This is a genomic window from Pseudomonas sp. Sample_9 (genome assembly GCF_004307535.1).
Taxonomy (GTDB): domain Bacteria; phylum Pseudomonadota; class Gammaproteobacteria; order Pseudomonadales; family Pseudomonadaceae; genus Aquipseudomonas; species Aquipseudomonas mercuritolerans.
In genome coordinates this window covers 1-17955 of sequence record NZ_RAZO01000208.1, presented here as the reverse complement: position 1 = coordinate 17955, position 17955 = coordinate 1, and the positions used below count along the sequence as shown (strand labels likewise).

Below are 17955 nucleotides of genomic sequence, written 5' to 3'. Positions count from 1 at the left end.
AGCCTGCTTCGTAGTCGACATCATCGAAACGGTCGGCCTTTTCTATTCTCAAGACGCCGCCCCGCTAATTCGACTCAGCGAAATTGAAACGGTCTGGCGCCTGAAAAGTAGATGGCGCTTCATCAACGTCATTTACCAACTACCGTACGGGATGCCGAACTTATCAATGTAACGCTTGGCCTTCTCACTCACGGGATAGGCATAGCGCCCGCCATGCTTGCCCTGCTCCGGGCCGAGAGGTTCGAGTTCGCCTTGAGCATGGGAGACTTTTATCGGGCGGTGGCAGGAGTCCCTGACCCACGCTTGAAGCACTCCCCCCGGGGCGAGCCCCACAAGCAGCGTTGCGGAGAAACGTGCGGTTCTTTCGGGAGTCTTCGGGCACCGCTGATGTGTGGACTGCACCATCAGTTGCCTCGCTTCTTCTGGAATCTCTATGAAGCCTTTATAGGTTTTCTGCTCCGATATCGACTGCCAACGGACAAAAATCATTCTAGGAAGGTCAGCACCGGTTACCAAAACTCCAGAACCACCGACTGTTCCCCAACCGCGGGCAGACTCAGTCCCATCTTCTGGTTCGCCTCCGGGAGCGGATTTTCCACCGACTCTGAAAAACATTCTGTTATTGGTATCCAGCACCGAGCTGTCCTCAACCCAGATCTTCATGTAATTCGGCTCAACGAATCCTATTTGCCACCAAGGAGACTTGGGGTCATTTTCTCCACTTTCGAAACCTCCTTTCTGGCAGCCCATTAACAATAAGGCGACAAGCAGAGCGATTACAGACTTCATTACCAGAGCTTCCAATCAGCTACGTGAGGATGTTGTACACGGATCGCGTCTTCCGTCGGGGCGTTGATGTAAACAGCATCAATACCGCTCCCGTCTCTTCTTCCAAGGGGATGATTCCAGTTTGCAGAGGTATGAATGTACTTCAGCTTGAGCAAAGCCTCTTCTTCAGCAGTTGTTCTGTAGTTTCCGGTGAGAAATCGGTCACAAAGAGGTTGCAGCTCTGCCGGCACGGAGTATTCGTCATCTTCCGGTATATCAATGAATTGAACACCCTTTTCTTTCGCCAGCTGATATATGACTCTTAAATAAACTCTCGAAAGTTTACCACTCACTGGACGTTTCAATTGTAGAGCGGCATATACGCGCTTCTGCCCCGGTGAAAGCCTGTCTTGATGCTCCTGCGGAATTTCGAAGGAAGCCGGGGTGACAATATCCAGCAGATGCGCAGGCCATCCATTAGCAAGCCACTCGCTTTTTACGCGCGCGGCGTCGTGATAAATCGACGTCGTTGAAACGTCTACGTACCGAGGTACATCGAGAGTTTGCATCGGACTGACAAGCACGCGTTCCTCTACTTCATCAAGATAGCTGCCGCCAATATCCGAATGAACCCCGGGAAGAGTGTACTCAGGGTGCGCGGGCTTCACTCGGCTGAGCGCAAAATTAGCGCGACACTCATCACGCGCTACGAGATGTACGACATCCGTGAAGTATTGACGGTCCAGGTAAAGCCTCACACCGGGAGCTATAGGACTTTTCACCCGGCCAAGATTGGTGAAGCCAGCAATTGAGGGCACCGTGTCAAAGAGCCCGATGAAACCCATTTTGATGCCGTTTCCGTATTTATTATCGAAGGTGCGACTGAAATCTGCGGCGTTCCGGTTTAGGAGATCTCCTAAAGCTCCTTGGTTACCCCGCACCACTTCATTTGCGAAGTGCCGTGCAGCAGCAGCCCCACGACTGAAGCCAAATGTATCGAACGTCAGGGACGCAATTTCACTGTCGGGGTTCTCTTGCAGTGCCTCTTCGATAGCTTGTTTTATCTGCGTAAAGGACGCTTGTACGCGACTCGTGACACCGGTCTCACCTCGCCCCGTTCCAGCACCCACAGCGCTATCCATCTGATTGCTTTCAGTGCCTATACCTTCGACATATATTGGGCTTGAGACGTACTTGAGCAAGCCATCGCCTTCGGCTTTCTGGGTCTTTTTATACAGAGAAAACAATTTCTTGATATTCGTAGGCCCGGCGCCATAACTACTATCCGGGTCACTCATATAAGGCATGCAGCTAGCTGGTATATCCTCAGGCGCAATCGGATGCTGAGCGCCGCACAACAACCCCGCAGCAGAGTTGTTCGCATTGTTGCCTGTGCCATCAAAGAAAACCCCGATCCTCAACGCAATGCCTATCTTCTCAGGCTCGCGCGCGGGCTCTTTCCCGTGCTTCTCATATTCGGCCCAGTGCTGGGCGTGCAGGTCGACGGGTTTGGCTTGTTCGTAGCGGTAGTTTTTCGGCGGGTTTGGAACGTAACCACTCAATCCTTGATTCCTTGTTCTGATCCTTGAAGAACGGCCCGAAGGGTGACAGTCGAGGCCGGGTGGTGCAAGCCGTGGCCGTGTGCCAGCCGTGGTGCGCCCGGGTGTTGCGACGAGGTCTTGCGCTCGTCGCATTGCGGGTTATTTGGCTATTTCGACTTTGTCCAAAGCCTGATTGACCGCGATTTCGCCGAGCATGACGACCTGGGCGATGCCTAGAAGGGTTCTGCGGCGCGGGTTGTCGAGCAGCGCGGCGAAGTCGTAGAGCATGGTGGTGGCCGAGCCGAGGGATTCGCTGGCGTTGGCCAGCAGGGATTCGGTGTCGTATTTCGGGTTGGCGAGGAACATCTGTTCCGGCGTGTTGGTGCTGGCCAGGATGTCTGCCGGGCCGAGGTAGTGATCGAGGGCGCGTTCGGCGGCTTCGTGTAGTTTTTTCGATGCACCGGATTCGTAGGGTGATGCGGGGTCGCTGGTTGGGGGATTGGGTGTGACTTTGAACATGGTGAAACTCCTAGTTAGGAAAAGGAGCATTCACATTCGCTACCAAACGAAGGTGGCGGCCATACGCGGGTTGGTAGACCGGTAACTAGGAACCGGCACACCCGAAGGTGTCCTGCGCATGGCCACCATTGAGCAGAGACCTGAAGCAGGCCTGCGAACGGTGCGCAATGCGACTAGTTATGGCGGGCTACCAAACCCGATCACTGTTTTTCAGCGACCGACAGACGATAGAACCCGCGACCTAGACGCACAAGCCGGCGGATTCTGGCGTAGTCGTAGGGAATGGCGCAAGACGTTGTAGCCGTTTGCTTAATGCTTGAGTTACTGTTTAAACGGGCTAAGGGTTTTCTGTTTATGTGGCGGTGAATGGGCTGGCGTCATCGCGAGCAGGCTCACTCCTGCAAGGGGATCAGGCGATGGGCAGTCACAGCATTCTGCTCCTGCACATTCAACTGTCGCTTCTTAAGCAGCCGGTCAATCTCCATTTTGCTCCTCGGTCGTGTGCCGCTAGTTGTCCCTGATACTTCAAAGCCTCAATCAAAAACCCCAGCGCTCGACGAAACACAGGATCGCAATCGTCATACGGCAGGTGATCGAGCGAAGCCCAGAAAAACTCGAAAACATGGCCATGATCATCCAGTGTCTGATGAGACCATCGCTCTGGCTGTGGTTCACGCACCTCGCAAAGTTGGAACGACCAGACTTGTCCATGGTGGCAAGACTCCCAGCATCCTAAATCTTCACTGATTGTCGCATTGTGGATACCGGACTCTTCCGCCAGTTCTCGCAAAGCGGCCTCGGCGGGTGTTTCTCCGCCCTCAATGGTTCCTTTTACTAACTGCACGCCAGCCTGTGGATGTCGAAACAACAGGATTCGCGGGCGCTGTGCGAAACAAAGCACAACAGGACAGGCCTTGTCAGGATGCATAAAGATTTCCTTATCGGTTTAAACGATCAATCGGGGCGGCATCAACCCTGCGTTACGAGCGTCAACTTCGGCCAGATCTCGAGCCATCTCTTCGACTGCAGGCGCTCCAGAAACACCACGTATTTATCACTTTCAAATCGGGCGGTTGGCCGCACTTTCAGCGCAAACAAATCCTCCAGCCCCAACGGCGCCGAAACCTCTATCGCACCGTGCCGATCAAGCCTGACACCTACTGCCGTAGCAGTTTCCGGCCAGAACGTCATTGAATCCGCAGCCGCCCCATAAGGCGCATCGGCGTTCCGCTGGTGCATGCGTGCCTGGTTTTTCACCGACCACTTCAAGTCACTGCACAGTGCTGCAAGCTCGACCTCCACGGCCAGGTCTGTTTGCGCACTGGCACATGCTGTGTCAAACCATACGACATCAATTTCCTCGGGCAACGGCGAAGGTTGGCGCTGATGCAGATGATGCCAAACCAGGCTGCGCACAAAACCTGCGGCAACCCAGCAGTCCGGCAAGTTGAGATCCCTGACTATTCGCAAGATGTGCATGCGGACGGGATCTTCAGCAATCAGATCCCGCAGTTGCGCTTCCTGATTCATTTATTTCAATCCAATGACCATGGTTGCGAGAGCCTATCAGTGGTCTCTGTAAGCGCTCGGTTCCTTGTGCTGAATGACGAGTGCAGGCGAACTTTTCAGGATAGGGCCAACTGCCGCCCACTTCTCAAACCTTGAACTCTTCCTTGAGCAAATCGGCAAACTTGTCTTTTGCGCGATGAGATTCAACGTGCCTGTTCCAGATAAAATAATTCTGCACAGGCTTTAAGTCATTGAAGAAGAATCCTTGAATACCGCCGAGCTGGCGGAACTGTTCAAACATGCCTCTCGGCACCAACGATATCCCGGCGCCTGAACTTACGCAGCCAAGGATGGTGCCATAACTGGCTATGCTTGTTATCGGGTTGAAAACTTTGTACCGCTCCAGCCAGGTTAACAAAGCCTTTCTGTAGGGACATCCTTCAGGCCACATGAATAAATCCACACCGCGCAGGTCCTCTGGCTGGTTTATCACCCCCGCGGACGGCGAGGCAATCACTACTAGATCCTCTTCATAGATCTCCAGACTCTCGATGTCCGGATGTTCTGGCCTGACGGCAATCATTGCCCCGTCCAACGTGTAGTTGACCACTTCTGCGGATAATTGTGACCAATCGCCAGTGCTGAATTGCATTTGTACAGCCGGATAAAGTTGATGAAACCTGGATAGCACTTTGGGTAACCGGCCGGTAGCGGATGATTCTATGGCACCAATCCTGAGTTCTCCCGAAGGAGCTGACGACGGATCAAGCGCTCGTTGCGATTCTTCGCACAAAGACAGGATTTTGTTGGTATAGCCGAGAAAAAGCCGACCTGAAGGGCTGATGATCAATCCTCTGCCTTTCCTTATAAACAGGTCAACTCCAAGCTCACGTTCCAGAAGCTTGATGCGGTTGGTGATGTTGGACGGCACGCAGTGCAATCGCTCCGAGGCACGGACGATACTGCCCAGATCGGCTACTGCCTTGAACATGACCAGTTGCGAAAACTCCATGTAAACGCTCATTAAAAATGAATGATTGGGTCAGTATAAGTCACTTGTCGCAGGCCAACAAATCGGGCTAATTTCGCCGCTGCAAGGCAAGAAAGTGCGTTAAAACCAAACATTTCATAGGTCTTTAGGGAGAAGGACACATCATGAGCTCAGCATCGCCACAGAGTCGTTTGGAACCGCTTGAACATAAATCCATGCAAGAATTTGGCGAGACATTTATCCAGGCCCTGCCCAAGCACATACGCAACTTGAAAATTCCCGGACGTACCTTAGAAGAGAACCAACGGCGTCAACCGTTGCTGGCCTGCGTCGGCAACGTTGCTGAGATACAGGACGCCATGCTTGAGGTACTCAATCATTCCATCACGCAAGACGCGCAACTGGCGGCTGAAAGCGCATTCAGGGCGTTCCTCGAAAAGCCAGTAATGGACTCGTCGGTATTGAGCTTTTTCAATGGGTGGAATGAAACCCATAAAACCACCAGCCTTGTCTCGGCAAAAATCATCATGCGCCTGTCGGCGGATGCGATATCGGTATCTGCCGACAGACGTGAGGGTTACCACAATGTCATGGCGCATATGCATGAAGTGGCGAAAGATGATTTCGGTCTTGGACATCAGGGCCATGACGGAATGTACAACTACATGACTGCAGCTTTTGGTGCGTCAGCCTGGGTTGAAGAACAATTCAAAATTGCTGAGTGCAATGACTTCGCGGACTTCCTATACATCACCGGGGTCGCCAAGCATAAAACGGCACTAAACTCGCAGGAACACAAATCTTCAATTATGGATGCGATGATGGTTTCAATCTCATCTGAACTCTGGAACGGTCGTGAATACAATTTCATCGCTCAATATATTGAAGCAAAGCTCCTCGCGGCGAATCCGTTCTTGAGGACAAACACGCAAAACCTGCGTAACGCCAAAGGCTACGTAATGGGCCACTCAGGAGAAGTTGAGAACAAACACGGATTGCATGCCTTGGCGGCCGCGCAAGCTTACGGTCGCACGGTAGGTCTGGAGTTCAAGCCTGCGCGCCTGAAGGGCATCATGCTCAATTACAATGAAAGAGTCGGCAATGCATTCTCCGCTATGCATCGGATTATGACCTGTTGATCTCTATGGATTAACGAAGCATGCCGATGAACTCTCATAATGTGAGCTTGGAGAATGATCGGCATGTTTTGACGATATTTAAACCAAACCACGAGCGACTCATGAACCTTCCGGCTAAATGACGTTCCGCAGGGATCTATCGCATGGATGTTGAACACGCTGTTCTTGCATTGGGTTTCTTCGCGTTTTGTGGTGGCCTGATAGACGCTGCGGTCGGTGGCGGAGGCCTGGTACAGGTGCCGGCACTTCTACATGCTCTACCCCAGTACAGCCTTGCCACCATTTTCGGCACCAACAAACTGGCCGTTCTGGCAGGCAATATTTCATCAATATCGGGTTACCTGAAGCGCATAAAAATCCGCTGGAAGCTAATGCTTCCGACCATGCTCGCCGCTTTTTTATTTTCTTTTCTCGGAGCTCTCTCAGTATCCCTTGTCCCTAAAAGATTGATGGAGATCGTCGTCTTTTTCATATTGATAGTCATGGCTATCTACACGTTTATGGAAAAAAAACTTGGTTTGGCAGGCAAAGACCGCCACTTCGGAACGAAAGACATTTGCCTTGGAGTTTTCTTCGGCAGCCTGATCGGTTTCTACGATGGTGTCTTCGGACCGGGCAGTGGCAGCCTGCTGCTGTTTATCTTCGTCAAGGTCTTTGGCTTTGATTTCCTCAATGCATCAGCCTCTGCAAAACTGGTCAATCTGGGGACGTTCAGCGCTGCGCTCATATTTTTTATCCCCTCCGGTAATGTCTTGTGGGCGATTGGCGGCATAGTTGCTTTATGCAATATGGCCGGTGCACTGACCGGTGTCTTCTTGGCATTACGGTATGGAAGCAGTTTCATCAGAGTTTTCTTCCTGATTCTGCTCGTATTCCTGATCGGCAGAATGGGGATCAACATTTTTTCGTAGACCCTGGTCACGTCATACCATCCGCCGCGAATCCCGCCGTACCGCCTGCGGCGGCACGCCAAAGCCGCGCATGAACACCTCGCGCATGTGCCGGCGGTCACGAAACCCGGTTTCCCTGGCGACTACATCCAGACTGTGACTGCTCTGCTCGATCAGCAAACGCGCCGCTTCCAGGCGCAGGCTCTCTATCGCCTTGGCTGGAGACTGGCCGGTTTCGGCGGTGAACACGCGGGTGAATTGCCGCGGACTCAGGTGCACCACTTCGGCCAGTTCTTCGACGCTCAGCGGGCGATTGAGGTGCTTGCGCGCGTAATCCAGCGCACTCTGAATGCGGTCGGATTTGGGCGACAGCGAGAGCAGTTCAGAATGCTGCGACTGGCCTCCGGACCTACGCTGATGCATCACCAGTCGATGGGCGACCGAGCGGGCGATTTCGCTGCCCAGATCCTTCTCGACCATACCCAGCGCCATGTCGACACCAGCGGTCATGCCCGCCGATGTCCACACCGGACCGTCGATGATGAAGATGCGGTCGTCCTCGACATTCACCGACGGATGCATCCTGCGCAGCGCCGGGGCGAACGCCCAGTGCGTGGTCACGCGGCGGTTATCCAGCACTCCGGCCTGCGCCAGTACGAACGAGCCGGTGCAGATGCCGGCCACGCGGCGTGCGCCGTCGGCGAGCCCGCGCACGCTTTGCAGCACGTCAGCATCGGGCGGCGTCAGCGGAGTCAGCGTGCCAGCCACCAGCCAACTGTCGGCCAGCCCCGCCTGCGTCAGTGGCAACGTATCGACGTGCAAGCCCAGCGAGGAGCTGACGATGCCGCCGGCCTGGGAAAAGTTCTGCACCTTGTACACGGCTTTGCCGGTGACGATGTTGGCGAACTCGAACACCGACTGGGTCGCCAGCGCCATGACCTGAAAACCTTCCGTGAGCAGATAGCCGACTCGATGCATGGTCGCGCTCCGTTTGTTGAATGTCCTGAAACACTACCACATACGTCATTCAGGTCGGAGCAGGTTTTCTCCATCATGGCCCACATACCAATCAATCCACTTGCGGGACGCAGCTCATGAAACTTGAAGCCAACACGATCTTCATCACCGGCGGCACTTCCGGCATCGGCCGCGCACTGGCCGAGGCCCTGCATCAGCGCGGCAACAAGGTCATCATCGCTGGTCGTCGCCAGACCCTGCTGGCAGAGATTGCCCAAGCGAATCCGGGCATCGACACCGTGCAGCTGGACATCAACGATGCGCAGCAGATCAAGGACGTCGCCGCCGAAGTTATCCGCCGCCATCCGTCGTTGAACGTAATCATCAACAACGCCGGAATCATGCCCTTCGACAACGCGGGTTCCGGCGACTACGACGATGCGCAGGCCGTCGCTCTGTTGCAGACCAACCTCCTCGGCCCAGTGCGCGTCAGCGCCGCGTTCGTCGAACACCTCAAGCGTCAGCCCGAGGCCTACATCATCAACAACAGCTCGGTACTGGCCTACCTGCCGCTGGCGACCACGGCGTTGTATTCGGCAACCAAAGCGGCGATCCATTCCTACTCGCTGTCGCAGCGTTTCATGCTGCGCGACACCAGCGTCAAGGTCCTGGAAATCGCGCCACCTTGGGTCGATACCGACCTGATTCACAAGAGCGGCGACGAGCGCGCCATGCCGCTGGGCGAGTTTATCGAGGAAACCCTGATCAAGCTGGAAACCGCCACTACCGAAGTGCTGGTTGACCGAGTCTTGCCGCTGCGAGCCAACCAGGGCGCGAACGAGCTCGGGTTGATCGAGCAGTTCAACCTGTCGCTGCTGGAAAATCCAATTCCGGTGGCCTGAACTCACCGACAGAAACACCCGGGCTCAATGCCCGGGCAGCCTGGCTGTTGATCATGTTCATTCACAACGCGGCAAGCCAAACACCACCCGCGCCCCGCTCGGCTCATTGCGCTCGGCCCACAATTTGCCGCCGTGTCCTTCAATGATCGTGCGGCAAATCGACAGGCCCATGCCCAGCCCGGTGGATTTGGTCGTGTAGAACGCCGTGAACACTTGCTCCGCCCGCTCGCAGGCAAAGCCCGGCCCCGAATCGCTGACACTGATGTGCACGTTATCACCCAGCGCCTCACTGTGAATCAGCAGACGTCGCTGCCCCTCTGCCATGATCGTCATGGCTTCGAGGCTGTTGATGATCAGGTTAAGCAGCACCTGTTGCAGTTCGACCCGGTCCGCCACTACGAAAGGCAAATCTGCCGCCAGCTCAACGCTGACTTCGGCGCCGTGCTTGAGCGCTTCGCCACGGCTGAAACCGACCATTTCTTCAATCAGCAAATTGAGGCTGACAGGCTGACGCTGCGGTGGCGTTTTGTGAATCAGCGCGCGAATGCGCCCGAGTACGTCGGCGGCGCGGTTGCCGTCGAGAATGATATGCCGCAGGCCCTGCTCGACTTCGTTGATATTTGGTGGCTTTGCACCGAGCCAGCGCAACGCGGCATTGGCATGGGTCACCGTGGCGGCGATCGGCTGATTGACTTCGTGGGCAATCGATGCGGCCAACTGACCCATGGTTGCCACACGATTGGCGTGGGCCAGTTCCGTTTGCACCTGACGATAACGACGCTCGCCGTCGCGCACTTGCTCTTCAGCCAGCTTGCGTTCGCTGATATCCAGCACAAAGGCAAGGCCCTGTTGCTGACTCGCTTCGAAGGCGGCCAGACCGACAATCACCGGCAGCCGACTGCCGTCCTTGCGGATGTACTCCTTTTCGAATGGCTGGGCCCGGCCGGTGTGGATCGCCGTTGCCAGTGCAATATCGCTGTTAGCGCGCATCGCCGGCGGGGTCATTTCACGCCAATGGACATTGCCCGAAAGCAACTCATCACGGGTGTAACCGACCATGCGCAGGAACGCGTCATTGGCCTCGATGATTTCCCCTTCCACGCCCCAGACGATGATGCCGATGATGTTGGCGTCGACCAGCCGACGGATCTTCGCTTCTCGCTCGGCGAGGTCGCGGTACAGGCGCGCGTTGTCCAGCGAGATCGCTGCCTGCGACGCCACCAGGCGCAACACGGCGAGACGCGTCGGGCTGAACACCCCGGCGGACAGGTTGTTTTCCAGATACAGCGCCCCGGCGACCCGCGCCTGATTCATTAATGCCAGGCAAAGGATCGAGCGCGCGCCTCGTTGCTGAACGTATGGATCAGCGGCGAACAGCGGATCGGCAACCGCGTCGTCCAGGCACAGGTTTTCGCCGGTGCGCAGCGTCTGATAGAGCACCGACTCTGCCAGCGCCACCGTGTGTAGCGGCGCGTTGCACAGCTGCGTGGCACCGTCGCCGATACGGGTTCGCGCAGCGACATAGGGAATGTCGGCGTTCAACAAAACGAGCAGGCCATGCTCGGCCCCGGCCTGTTCGATCGCGGTGCGCATCACCGTTTCGATCAAACGGTCCAAGACGATCTCGCCGGAGACTGCTTGAGAGACCTTGAGCACCGTTGCCAGGTCGAGATGTTCAACTGGCGTAATGAGCGTGGTGACCGGATTCGGTTGCGCCTCTTCGGCACGCAGAAAACGATGACGTCGCTCCAGCTCCCGCACCTTGCCAGCAGCCCCCCAACGCAGATAGGCATAACGTGCGTCGCGCAGGTAGACGCGGGATATCCTGGCCAGACCGCGAGCGCTGTAGAACCGTGCGGCCAGTTCGTTGGCCAGCGCTTCGATATGGAGCAAACCATTGTCCTGAGCCAATTGAATGGCTTGCTCGTACTGCAATTCGGCTTCGAGCAACTGCCCGGTGACGCGCGCCATTTCCGCGCCGACCAGCGCCACCTGACTGGCGAAGGTCTCTGCACACAAGCGCGCCCACGTCTGCAACTGTTCATGATGTTGACCCAGACGCTGCAAAGCTCCGGCGTCAGTTTCGCCGTGGGCCGCCAAGGTCAACGCCGCGTAGAAATGGTATTCGGCCTCCTCGAAAAACGCCGAAACCACCCACAAAAGTCCCTGCGCCTTGGCCGCGCACTCAGCGGCCGCCGCGTAATCCCCGGCCAGATAGCGCGCCTGCAACTTGCGTACCCAGTACTTGCCGCGCGCCAGCGCCAGATCCGCCGAACCGGCCAGATGTGCCTCGACAGCTGTTTCATCGAACCCCTCATCGTCGAAACAGCCGAACGTCGGCGTCTGCCCGCGCAGCATGCGGATCAGCGTCAACTGGCAGCGCATGAAATCCGCCACCAGACCGAAACCGACCTTTTGTGCATAGACCAGCCCTGATTCCGCTTGCGCCTGCACCTCGGCCAGCGGCTCGCCGATGAATAACAGATCGGAAATCAGGCTGTTTCCAGCGAACGCCGCATACGGCAGATCGCCGCTGCGATGGGCCGCGTTGAGCGCACGGCGCAACAGTTCGCGGCACTCGCGCACTGGCCGCATCCAGCGCACCACGAAGATCGAGAAGCACAACCAGGTGCTCGCCTCATAACGCGTGAGCCCGCGCCGATCAACCAGATCGCAGCCCAGACGGCCAAATCGATAACCAGCGGCATAGTCGCCAAAACGCGGCCCCGACACGCGCCCGAAGTTGGCATAGAGCAGGCAGGAGGCGTCGCAGTTGCCATATTGCAGGCTCAGGCTGATCGCTTTGCAAATGGTCAGGCTGGCGAGGTTCAGATCCGACTGCACCGCCGGCGCGAAGAGTTTGCCCAGCGCATCGAGGGTGGCCCGCGCGGCAGGATCCTCCATCAGCGGCAAGTCGATCATCTGCTCGATACTGCGCCCGCGCAGGTTGGTCCAGACCTGCTGGTATTCGTCGCGCACCTGGCTATCGTCCGGACGCGCTGGCCAATCGATGCCGACCTGACGCAGAAAGGCCAGACACACCGTCACCGCCCGGTCACTGCGATCAAGCAGCAAGTAGACATCCATCTGCATGCACGCCACCGCCGCGCGCTCGACGGTGGTCACGGCGCGCTCGGCCAATGTCGCCAGGCGCGAGTCGGCAAGCTGCAGTTGGCCGGTGAGAAATTCGCACTCGGCACGGTTCAGCTCCAGAGCGAAACCCAGTTCATGCCGACTGTCATAACCCTGCTCGCCCAACAGTTCTGCGCCGGCGCCCAGATAGGTCAGTGCTGAGGTATAAGCGGTCGAGGCCTTCGCTCGCTGGCCGGCGAGCAGGTTGAACTCGGCCAGCTGCTCGCGCTCGGCACGCAGGCTGATCAGATGCGCACCGCGATTGAGCTGGCCGACAATCTCGAAGATCGCCTCCTCGCGCCGCTCCCCCTGGGTTTGCAGTGCCAGCAGCCGGCCGATGCGCAGGTGCATTTGCGCCCGTTCGGTTTCAGTGATCAGCGAATACGCCGCCTCATGGATGCGATCATGCACAAACCTGTAGGCACCGTCCTGACGCTCGACCAACTCCAGCCGCACCGCCGGCCACAATGCGGAGTGAGCGTGAGGCACCGGCACATCAAGGATTGTGGCCAGCGTGTCGAGACGTGCGACGTTGCCCAGGCAGGCCAGTTGTTGCAGCGCCTGGCGGGTTTCCTGGGGCAGCCGCGCCAGTTTGCCGACCATCAAATCGACGACATTGTCGGTGTAGTCCTTGCCGTTGATCAGGTGCACATCCCAACGCCAGCGCTGGCGCGCAGGCTCGTATGTCAGCAGCTTCTCCTCGGCCAGGGCGTGCAGAAACTGGATGACGAAGAACGGATTGCCAGCGGTCTTGTCCAGTACCAGCCGCGCCAGCCCGACAATGCTCGCCGGCGGGCAGCGCAGTGATTCGCTGATCAGTTGTTCGATGTGCACGCCAGCCAGTGGAGCCAGACGAATTTCGTCAATGTGTACGCCGGCGTGACGCAGGGTCTTGAGTGTGCGGCTGAGTGGGTGATCGCCATCTACCTCGTTGTCGCGATAAGCACCGACCAGCAGCAGATGAGGAGTCTCTGCGCGACTGAGCAAATCTTCGAGCAGATCAAGGGTGGCCGCGTCGAGCCATTGCAGGTCGTCAAGAAACAGCGCCAACGGATGCTCGGCCTGAGCGAACACGCCGATAAAACGCTGCAAGACCTGAAGGAACCGCTGCTGCGCCTGTTGCGGCTCCAACTCAGGCACGGGCGGCGGCTCGCCGATGATCAGCTTGAGTTCGGGGATCAGATCGGTGATCAACCGCGCATTCGCTTCCAGTGCCCGCAACAGTGCTTCGCGCCAGCCCGCCAGTACGTCGGTGCGCTTGCCCAACAGCGTCCGCACCAGCCCCTGAAATGCTTGAACCAGGGTCGAATAAGGCACGTCGCGCTGGTACTGGTCGAACTTGCCGGCGGCGAACAAGCCACGCGACGGCACCAGCACCTTGTGCAGTTCACTGACCACCGACGATTTGCCGATGCCGGAATAGCCGGATACCAGCACCAGTGTCGGCGCGCCTGTCTGCACCACATTGGCGAAGGCATCGATCAACGTTTGCACTTCGTGTTCGCGGCCGTAGAGTTTTTCCGGAATCAGCAAGCGCTCGCAGGCGCCCTGCTCGTTCAGCGTAAACGTCTCGATCTGCCGCATACGGCGCCAGTCATCGAGGCAACGGCGCAAGTCATGCTCGACACCGGCTGCGCTCTGATAGCGTTCCTCGGCCGTTTTCGCCAGCAGTTTCATGACCAGTCGCGAGAACATCGGCGGCACCGTCGCCACCCGTTCACACACGGGCATTGGCAGCCGCGCGATATGGCAATGCACCCACTCCGTCGGGTCATTTGCACTGAACGGCAGCGAGCCGGTGAGCATCTGGTAAAGCGTCACGCCAAAGGCATACAGATCACTACGCGAATCGATCGAACGATTCATCCGCCCGGTTTGTTCCGGCGCCATGTAAGCCAGCGTCCCGGCGATAGATTCCGGTGGCGTGGGCGCTTGCCGCTCCCGTGGCAAACGCGTGGCCAGGCCGAACCCGGTCAGCCGCGCCTGCCCATCATGGCAATGGACAAAGACATGCTGCGGTTTCAGGTCTTTGTGCACCAGGCCACGCTGATGCATATGGCCCAGTGCCTTGGCGATGTGCGTGGCCAATTCCAGGCAGGTTTCAATATCCAGCGGGGCGACCAGCAATCGCGACAACGGCTCGCCGCCCGGATCGTCGAACAGCAGACGAACTCGGGTGCCCGTACGCTCGAAAGCTGTCGGCTGCAACGCCCAGGCAGGATTGAGGTCGTCCCTGAGGCTGTATTCATGCGCCAGACGCTCCAGGGTGCTCGGCAATGGCTGGCCCATCGCCGGACGCACCGCCAGTAGGCTGCCATCATTCGAACCGCGCTCACGGGACAGCACCCGCTCGCCGTCGTCCCACAAAATCTGTTTTCTGCTGGCCATCTGCGTCAACACTGCTCAGGTTTTTTGCCGCACGGTGAGTTGCACGTCGCCAGCGCTCAGGGGTTGCGCTGGACAGGCTCGATGCCCAGCGCTTCTGCGATACGCACCAGATCGGCCACTGAACGTGCGGCCATTTTGCGCATGACCTGGCCACGGTGGACCTTGACCGTGACCTCGCTGAGGTTGAGCTGTCCGGCAATCTGTTTGTTCATCAGCCCGGCAATGACGAAGCCGAGCACTTCGCGCTCACGTGCGGTCAGGGTTTGGTAAGCCCGACACAAAACGGCGCCGGAGTGTTCGGCTGCCAGCCGCGCACGGTCGCGAGCCAACGCACTGGCCACGGCGTCGAGCATGTCCTGATCACGGAACGGCTTGGCCAGAAAATCCACCGCGCCGGCCTTCATCGCCTTGACGCTCATGGCGATGTCGCCGTGGCCGGTCATGAACACCACGGGGATGCGCAAGCCGTTTTTTTCCATCTGTTCCTGAAACGTCAGGCCACTTTCGCCGCGCAGGCGCACGTCGAGCACCAGGCAACCGGGTACGTCACGTTGCGCTTGCGCGAGAAAATCTCCGGCGCTGTCGAAGGTTTGCACCTGCAGGCCGATCGAGCGCAGCAAGCTGTCGAGGGCCTGGCGCATCGAGGCATCGTCATCGACCACGTACACCACTGGCTCGCCGAGCACGCCGGGACTTTGCGCAGGGCTGGAATGCGACCACAAGGTCATTGTGTCTCCTCGGCGAGATCGCAGCACGCATTGGGCTGGTCAATAAATCTAGTTCAGGATGGCCACCGCATCCAGCAACCGGCCGGCCGGACGTTCAGCGATCAGGCTAACAGTCAGCGCCATTGCCGGCCGGCCAGAAACCCCTGAAAATCGGCCAGGCCGAGGCAGTCCCGCCTTTAGCGATGCAAACAGGCAGGCCCGCGATGTCCAACCATTCCTCTTTTCCATCGGCCCCGCGCGACGTGGTGTTTATCGCCTACCCACGCCTGAGCCTGCTCGATCTCAGCGGTGCGCAGACCGTGTTCTGGGCCGCGAGCAAAGCCATGGCCGAGCGCGGGCAGCCCGGTTATCAACTGCACACCGCCAGCCTCAGCGGCGGCTTGATCCAGACCGTCGAAGGGCTGGCCATCGACACCCAAGCGCTAACCACGCTCGACACCGCCGCGCTGGACACGCTGGTCGTGCCCGGCGCCCCTGACATCTGCCAGACCCTTGAGAAGCACCGCGAACTGAGCGACTGGCTGCAGGACCATGCTCACCTCGCCCGCCGCGTGGTCTCGGTGTGCAGTGGTGCGTTTCTGCTGGCTCAGGCCGGATTGCTCGACGCCCGCCGCGCTGCCACTCACTGGGCGATGTGCGACGCTTTGCGCGATCGCTTTCCAGCGGTCGAGGTAGATGCCGACGCGATCTTCATTCAGCAAGGCAAGGTCTGGACCTCGGCCGGAGTCACCGCCGGGATCGATCTGGCGCTGGCGCTGGTCGAGGCCGATTGCGGCCGTGAAGTGACGTTGCAAGTCGCGCGGGAATTGGTGGTGTACATCAAACGCCCCGGCGGCCAGGCGCAATACAGCACGCTGCTGCAATCGCAGGCGCAGGACGCTGCAATGTTCGATGATCTGCACCTTTGGCTCATGGAGCGCCTCGGCGATCCGAATCTGACGGTGGAGCGCCTCGCCGAGCAAGCCGCAATGAGCCTGCGCAACTTCACGCGGGTCTATAAAGCGCGCACCGGGCGCACACCGTCGAAAGCGCTCGAGCTGTTCCGGCTCGAAGCGGCCAAACGCCTGCTGGAAAACTCCCCGCACAAAATCGAACGAATCGCCCGCCTCTGCGGCTTCAACGATGAAGAACGCCTGCGCGCCTGCTTCCAGCGCCACCTGTCGATCTCCCCGCGCGAGTACCGCAGTCGCTTCAGCCGCGATGGTTGAACCGCTATACCTACGTATAGTTTTGCCCGCTGGCCATCAGCGTATGGTGCAAGAACGACAGGAGTCACCAAGCTCGGCCGCCCGGCCCGGGAGCGTTATGTACAAGACGCATGTCATTGCGGTAGTGGACGACGACGAGGCAATGCGCACATCGCTGAGCAGCCTGCTGCGGGCGTCGGGTTATCGAGTGCTCGGCTATGCGGCGCCGGCGGATTACCTTGAATCGGATGGACCGGCGCAGACTGATTGTCTGATTTCCGATATGCAGATGCCGGGCATGAGTGGTTTGCAGATGCTGGATGCACTGCGGGCGCAAGGCTGGAGGATGCCGGTGATTTTCGTGTCGGCGCATCACGGAGATTTGCCTTGCGACAAGTCCCGAGCGACTGATGTCGTTGCCTGCCTGCGTAAACCCTTTGCGGCGGACGAGTTAGTTGCCTGGGTTGAGGTTGCACTGCGTAGATCCGGAAATACTTGATGAGGCCGTCAGCGGATTGAATTGCGTGTCGCCTGGATTTATCCCATTGACCCACCACAACCCTATGCAGGAGTGAGCCTGCTCGCGATTGCCCAAGCCGCAGCACCGTTTTCATTAAGCCCAACGCAAAGGTGTGTTCAATGATTCACCCCAAAAAACATGACATTGCAAAGGAATCAGTTGTTAGCGCGAACGTGCGGGATGATCGACAAATTGGATATGCTTTTCTTGAATAACGCTTCGAATGAAAACGACTTAAAAACTAGTAGTTATTACAGTTCCAGAGTTACCGGTTCTTCACCATACTCAAAAACAGCCACGCTGCAATTCGAACGGAGTCGACCTCATGCCTAATCCAGATCTTTTGCCGAGCCTACTTTTTAAAATCAACGAAAACCAGTTAGCGCTAGAAGCGGCGATACTGGAGCTTTCAAAATGGGTAGAGCAACGCGGTAGTGCAGAAGTAGCTAATAACGTTAGGGATGTATTGGACACGTGTGATAGGAATGAAGGGTTTATCAAAATAACTCTGGCCTTACTGATGGCACCCGATTGATGGTTCCAATACGAATATCAATGGCATCGGTAAGGCTCGGTGACGTTCAGCATCAAGGCCCTTACCGAGTTGCCAATTTCCAAGCACGCTCCCCATGGCTGCATCCGAAATGCAAGTTCAGGACCTCCATCCTCACGGTCGAAATTAAGCAACAAACCCTCCACCAATTCGAAGACGCCATCGGGGATCTAACCCGCACGCGCATTGATATGATGGGCCGCGATGCGGACGGCAACATCTCCTGCGTCG

General features: G+C 57.6%; 16 protein-coding genes. 7 read left to right on the top strand and 9 right to left on the bottom strand.

Translation table 11 applies throughout. The features are described from left to right. Positions 1-132: 132 nt before the first annotated feature. From D6877_RS11410 to D6877_RS11385, 6 genes are all read right to left on the bottom strand, one after another. Entirely contained in the window at positions 133-789 is a 657-nt protein-coding gene (locus tag D6877_RS11410) for a DUF2931 family protein (RefSeq protein WP_130910840.1), read from the bottom strand. Further along, positions 789-2330 carry a DUF2235 domain-containing protein gene (locus tag D6877_RS11405; RefSeq protein WP_130910839.1) on the bottom strand — a complete coding sequence of 514 codons (1542 nt, stop codon included), beginning with the start codon at positions 2328-2330 and terminating at the stop codon, positions 789-791. The genes D6877_RS11410 and D6877_RS11405 overlap by 1 nt, the downstream gene beginning before the upstream one ends. A 138-nt stretch (positions 2331-2468) precedes the next feature. Beyond that, a complete protein-coding gene (locus tag D6877_RS11400) occupies positions 2469-2828 on the bottom strand; it encodes a hypothetical protein (RefSeq protein WP_130910838.1) in 360 nt (119 codons plus the stop codon). Positions 2829-3276: 448 nt separating this feature from the next. Next, positions 3277-3756, bottom strand: a complete 480-nt coding sequence (locus D6877_RS11395; RefSeq protein ID WP_130910837.1) for an NUDIX domain-containing protein — start codon at positions 3754-3756, stop codon at positions 3277-3279. A gap of 41 nt (positions 3757-3797) precedes the next feature. Beyond that, entirely contained in the window at positions 3798-4358 is a 561-nt protein-coding gene (locus tag D6877_RS11390; RefSeq protein WP_130910836.1) for a nucleotidyltransferase family protein, read from the bottom strand. Positions 4359-4482: 124 nt separating this feature from the next. Then, positions 4483-5349, bottom strand: coding sequence for a LysR family transcriptional regulator (locus tag D6877_RS11385; RefSeq protein WP_130910835.1), 867 nt, complete (start codon positions 5347-5349; stop codon positions 4483-4485). Positions 5350-5492: 143 nt separating this feature from the next. Here D6877_RS11385 and D6877_RS11380 point away from each other — a divergent pair, with 143 nt between their 5' ends. Together D6877_RS11380 and D6877_RS11375 are read left to right on the top strand one after the other, a co-directional pair. Then, positions 5493-6467 carry a hypothetical protein gene (locus D6877_RS11380; RefSeq protein WP_130910834.1) on the top strand — a complete coding sequence of 325 codons (975 nt, stop codon included), beginning with the start codon at positions 5493-5495 and terminating at the stop codon, positions 6465-6467. Between the two features lie 143 nt (positions 6468-6610). Continuing rightward, positions 6611-7378 (top strand): TSUP family transporter, encoded by a 768-nt coding sequence (locus tag D6877_RS11375; RefSeq protein ID WP_130910833.1) that lies wholly within the window; start codon positions 6611-6613, stop codon positions 7376-7378. Between the two features lie 12 nt (positions 7379-7390). Here the strand turns inward: D6877_RS11375 and D6877_RS11370 are convergent, their stop codons facing one another. Next, complete coding sequence (locus D6877_RS11370; protein WP_122699069.1) at positions 7391-8335, bottom strand: GlxA family transcriptional regulator; 945 nt, start codon at positions 8333-8335, stop codon at positions 7391-7393. Between the two features lie 116 nt (positions 8336-8451). On the opposite strand from D6877_RS11370, the gene D6877_RS11365 reads away from it, so the two are divergent. After that, positions 8452-9216 carry an SDR family NAD(P)-dependent oxidoreductase gene (locus tag D6877_RS11365; RefSeq protein ID WP_130910832.1) on the top strand — a complete coding sequence of 255 codons (765 nt, stop codon included), beginning with the start codon at positions 8452-8454 and terminating at the stop codon, positions 9214-9216. 57 nt (positions 9217-9273) lie between these two features. Here D6877_RS11365 and D6877_RS11360 read toward each other — a convergent pair whose 3' ends face one another. Next, entirely contained in the window at positions 9274-14736 is a 5463-nt protein-coding gene (locus tag D6877_RS11360; protein WP_130910831.1) for an ATP-binding sensor histidine kinase, read from the bottom strand. 56 nt (positions 14737-14792) lie between these two features. After that, positions 14793-15464 (bottom strand): response regulator transcription factor, encoded by a 672-nt coding sequence (locus tag D6877_RS11355; RefSeq protein ID WP_130910830.1) that lies wholly within the window; start codon positions 15462-15464, stop codon positions 14793-14795. Between the two features lie 203 nt (positions 15465-15667). Between D6877_RS11355 and D6877_RS11350 the strand changes: the two genes are divergently transcribed. The 4 genes from D6877_RS11350 to D6877_RS29600 all read left to right on the top strand — a co-directional run. Next, positions 15668-16672, top strand: a complete 1005-nt coding sequence (locus tag D6877_RS11350) for a DJ-1/PfpI family protein (protein ID WP_130910829.1) — start codon at positions 15668-15670, stop codon at positions 16670-16672. 97 nt (positions 16673-16769) lie between these two features. Next, the gene (locus D6877_RS11345) at positions 16770-17150 is read left to right on the top strand and encodes a response regulator (protein ID WP_130910828.1); all 381 of its coding nucleotides are present in this window, start codon (positions 16770-16772) and stop codon (positions 17148-17150) included. Between the two features lie 346 nt (positions 17151-17496). After that, positions 17497-17706 carry a hypothetical protein gene (locus D6877_RS11340; protein ID WP_130910827.1) on the top strand — a complete coding sequence of 70 codons (210 nt, stop codon included), beginning with the start codon at positions 17497-17499 and terminating at the stop codon, positions 17704-17706. 20 nt (positions 17707-17726) lie between these two features. Further along, on the top strand, positions 17727-17955 hold a 229-nt coding region (locus D6877_RS29600; protein WP_206662983.1), incomplete at its 3' end, for a hypothetical protein.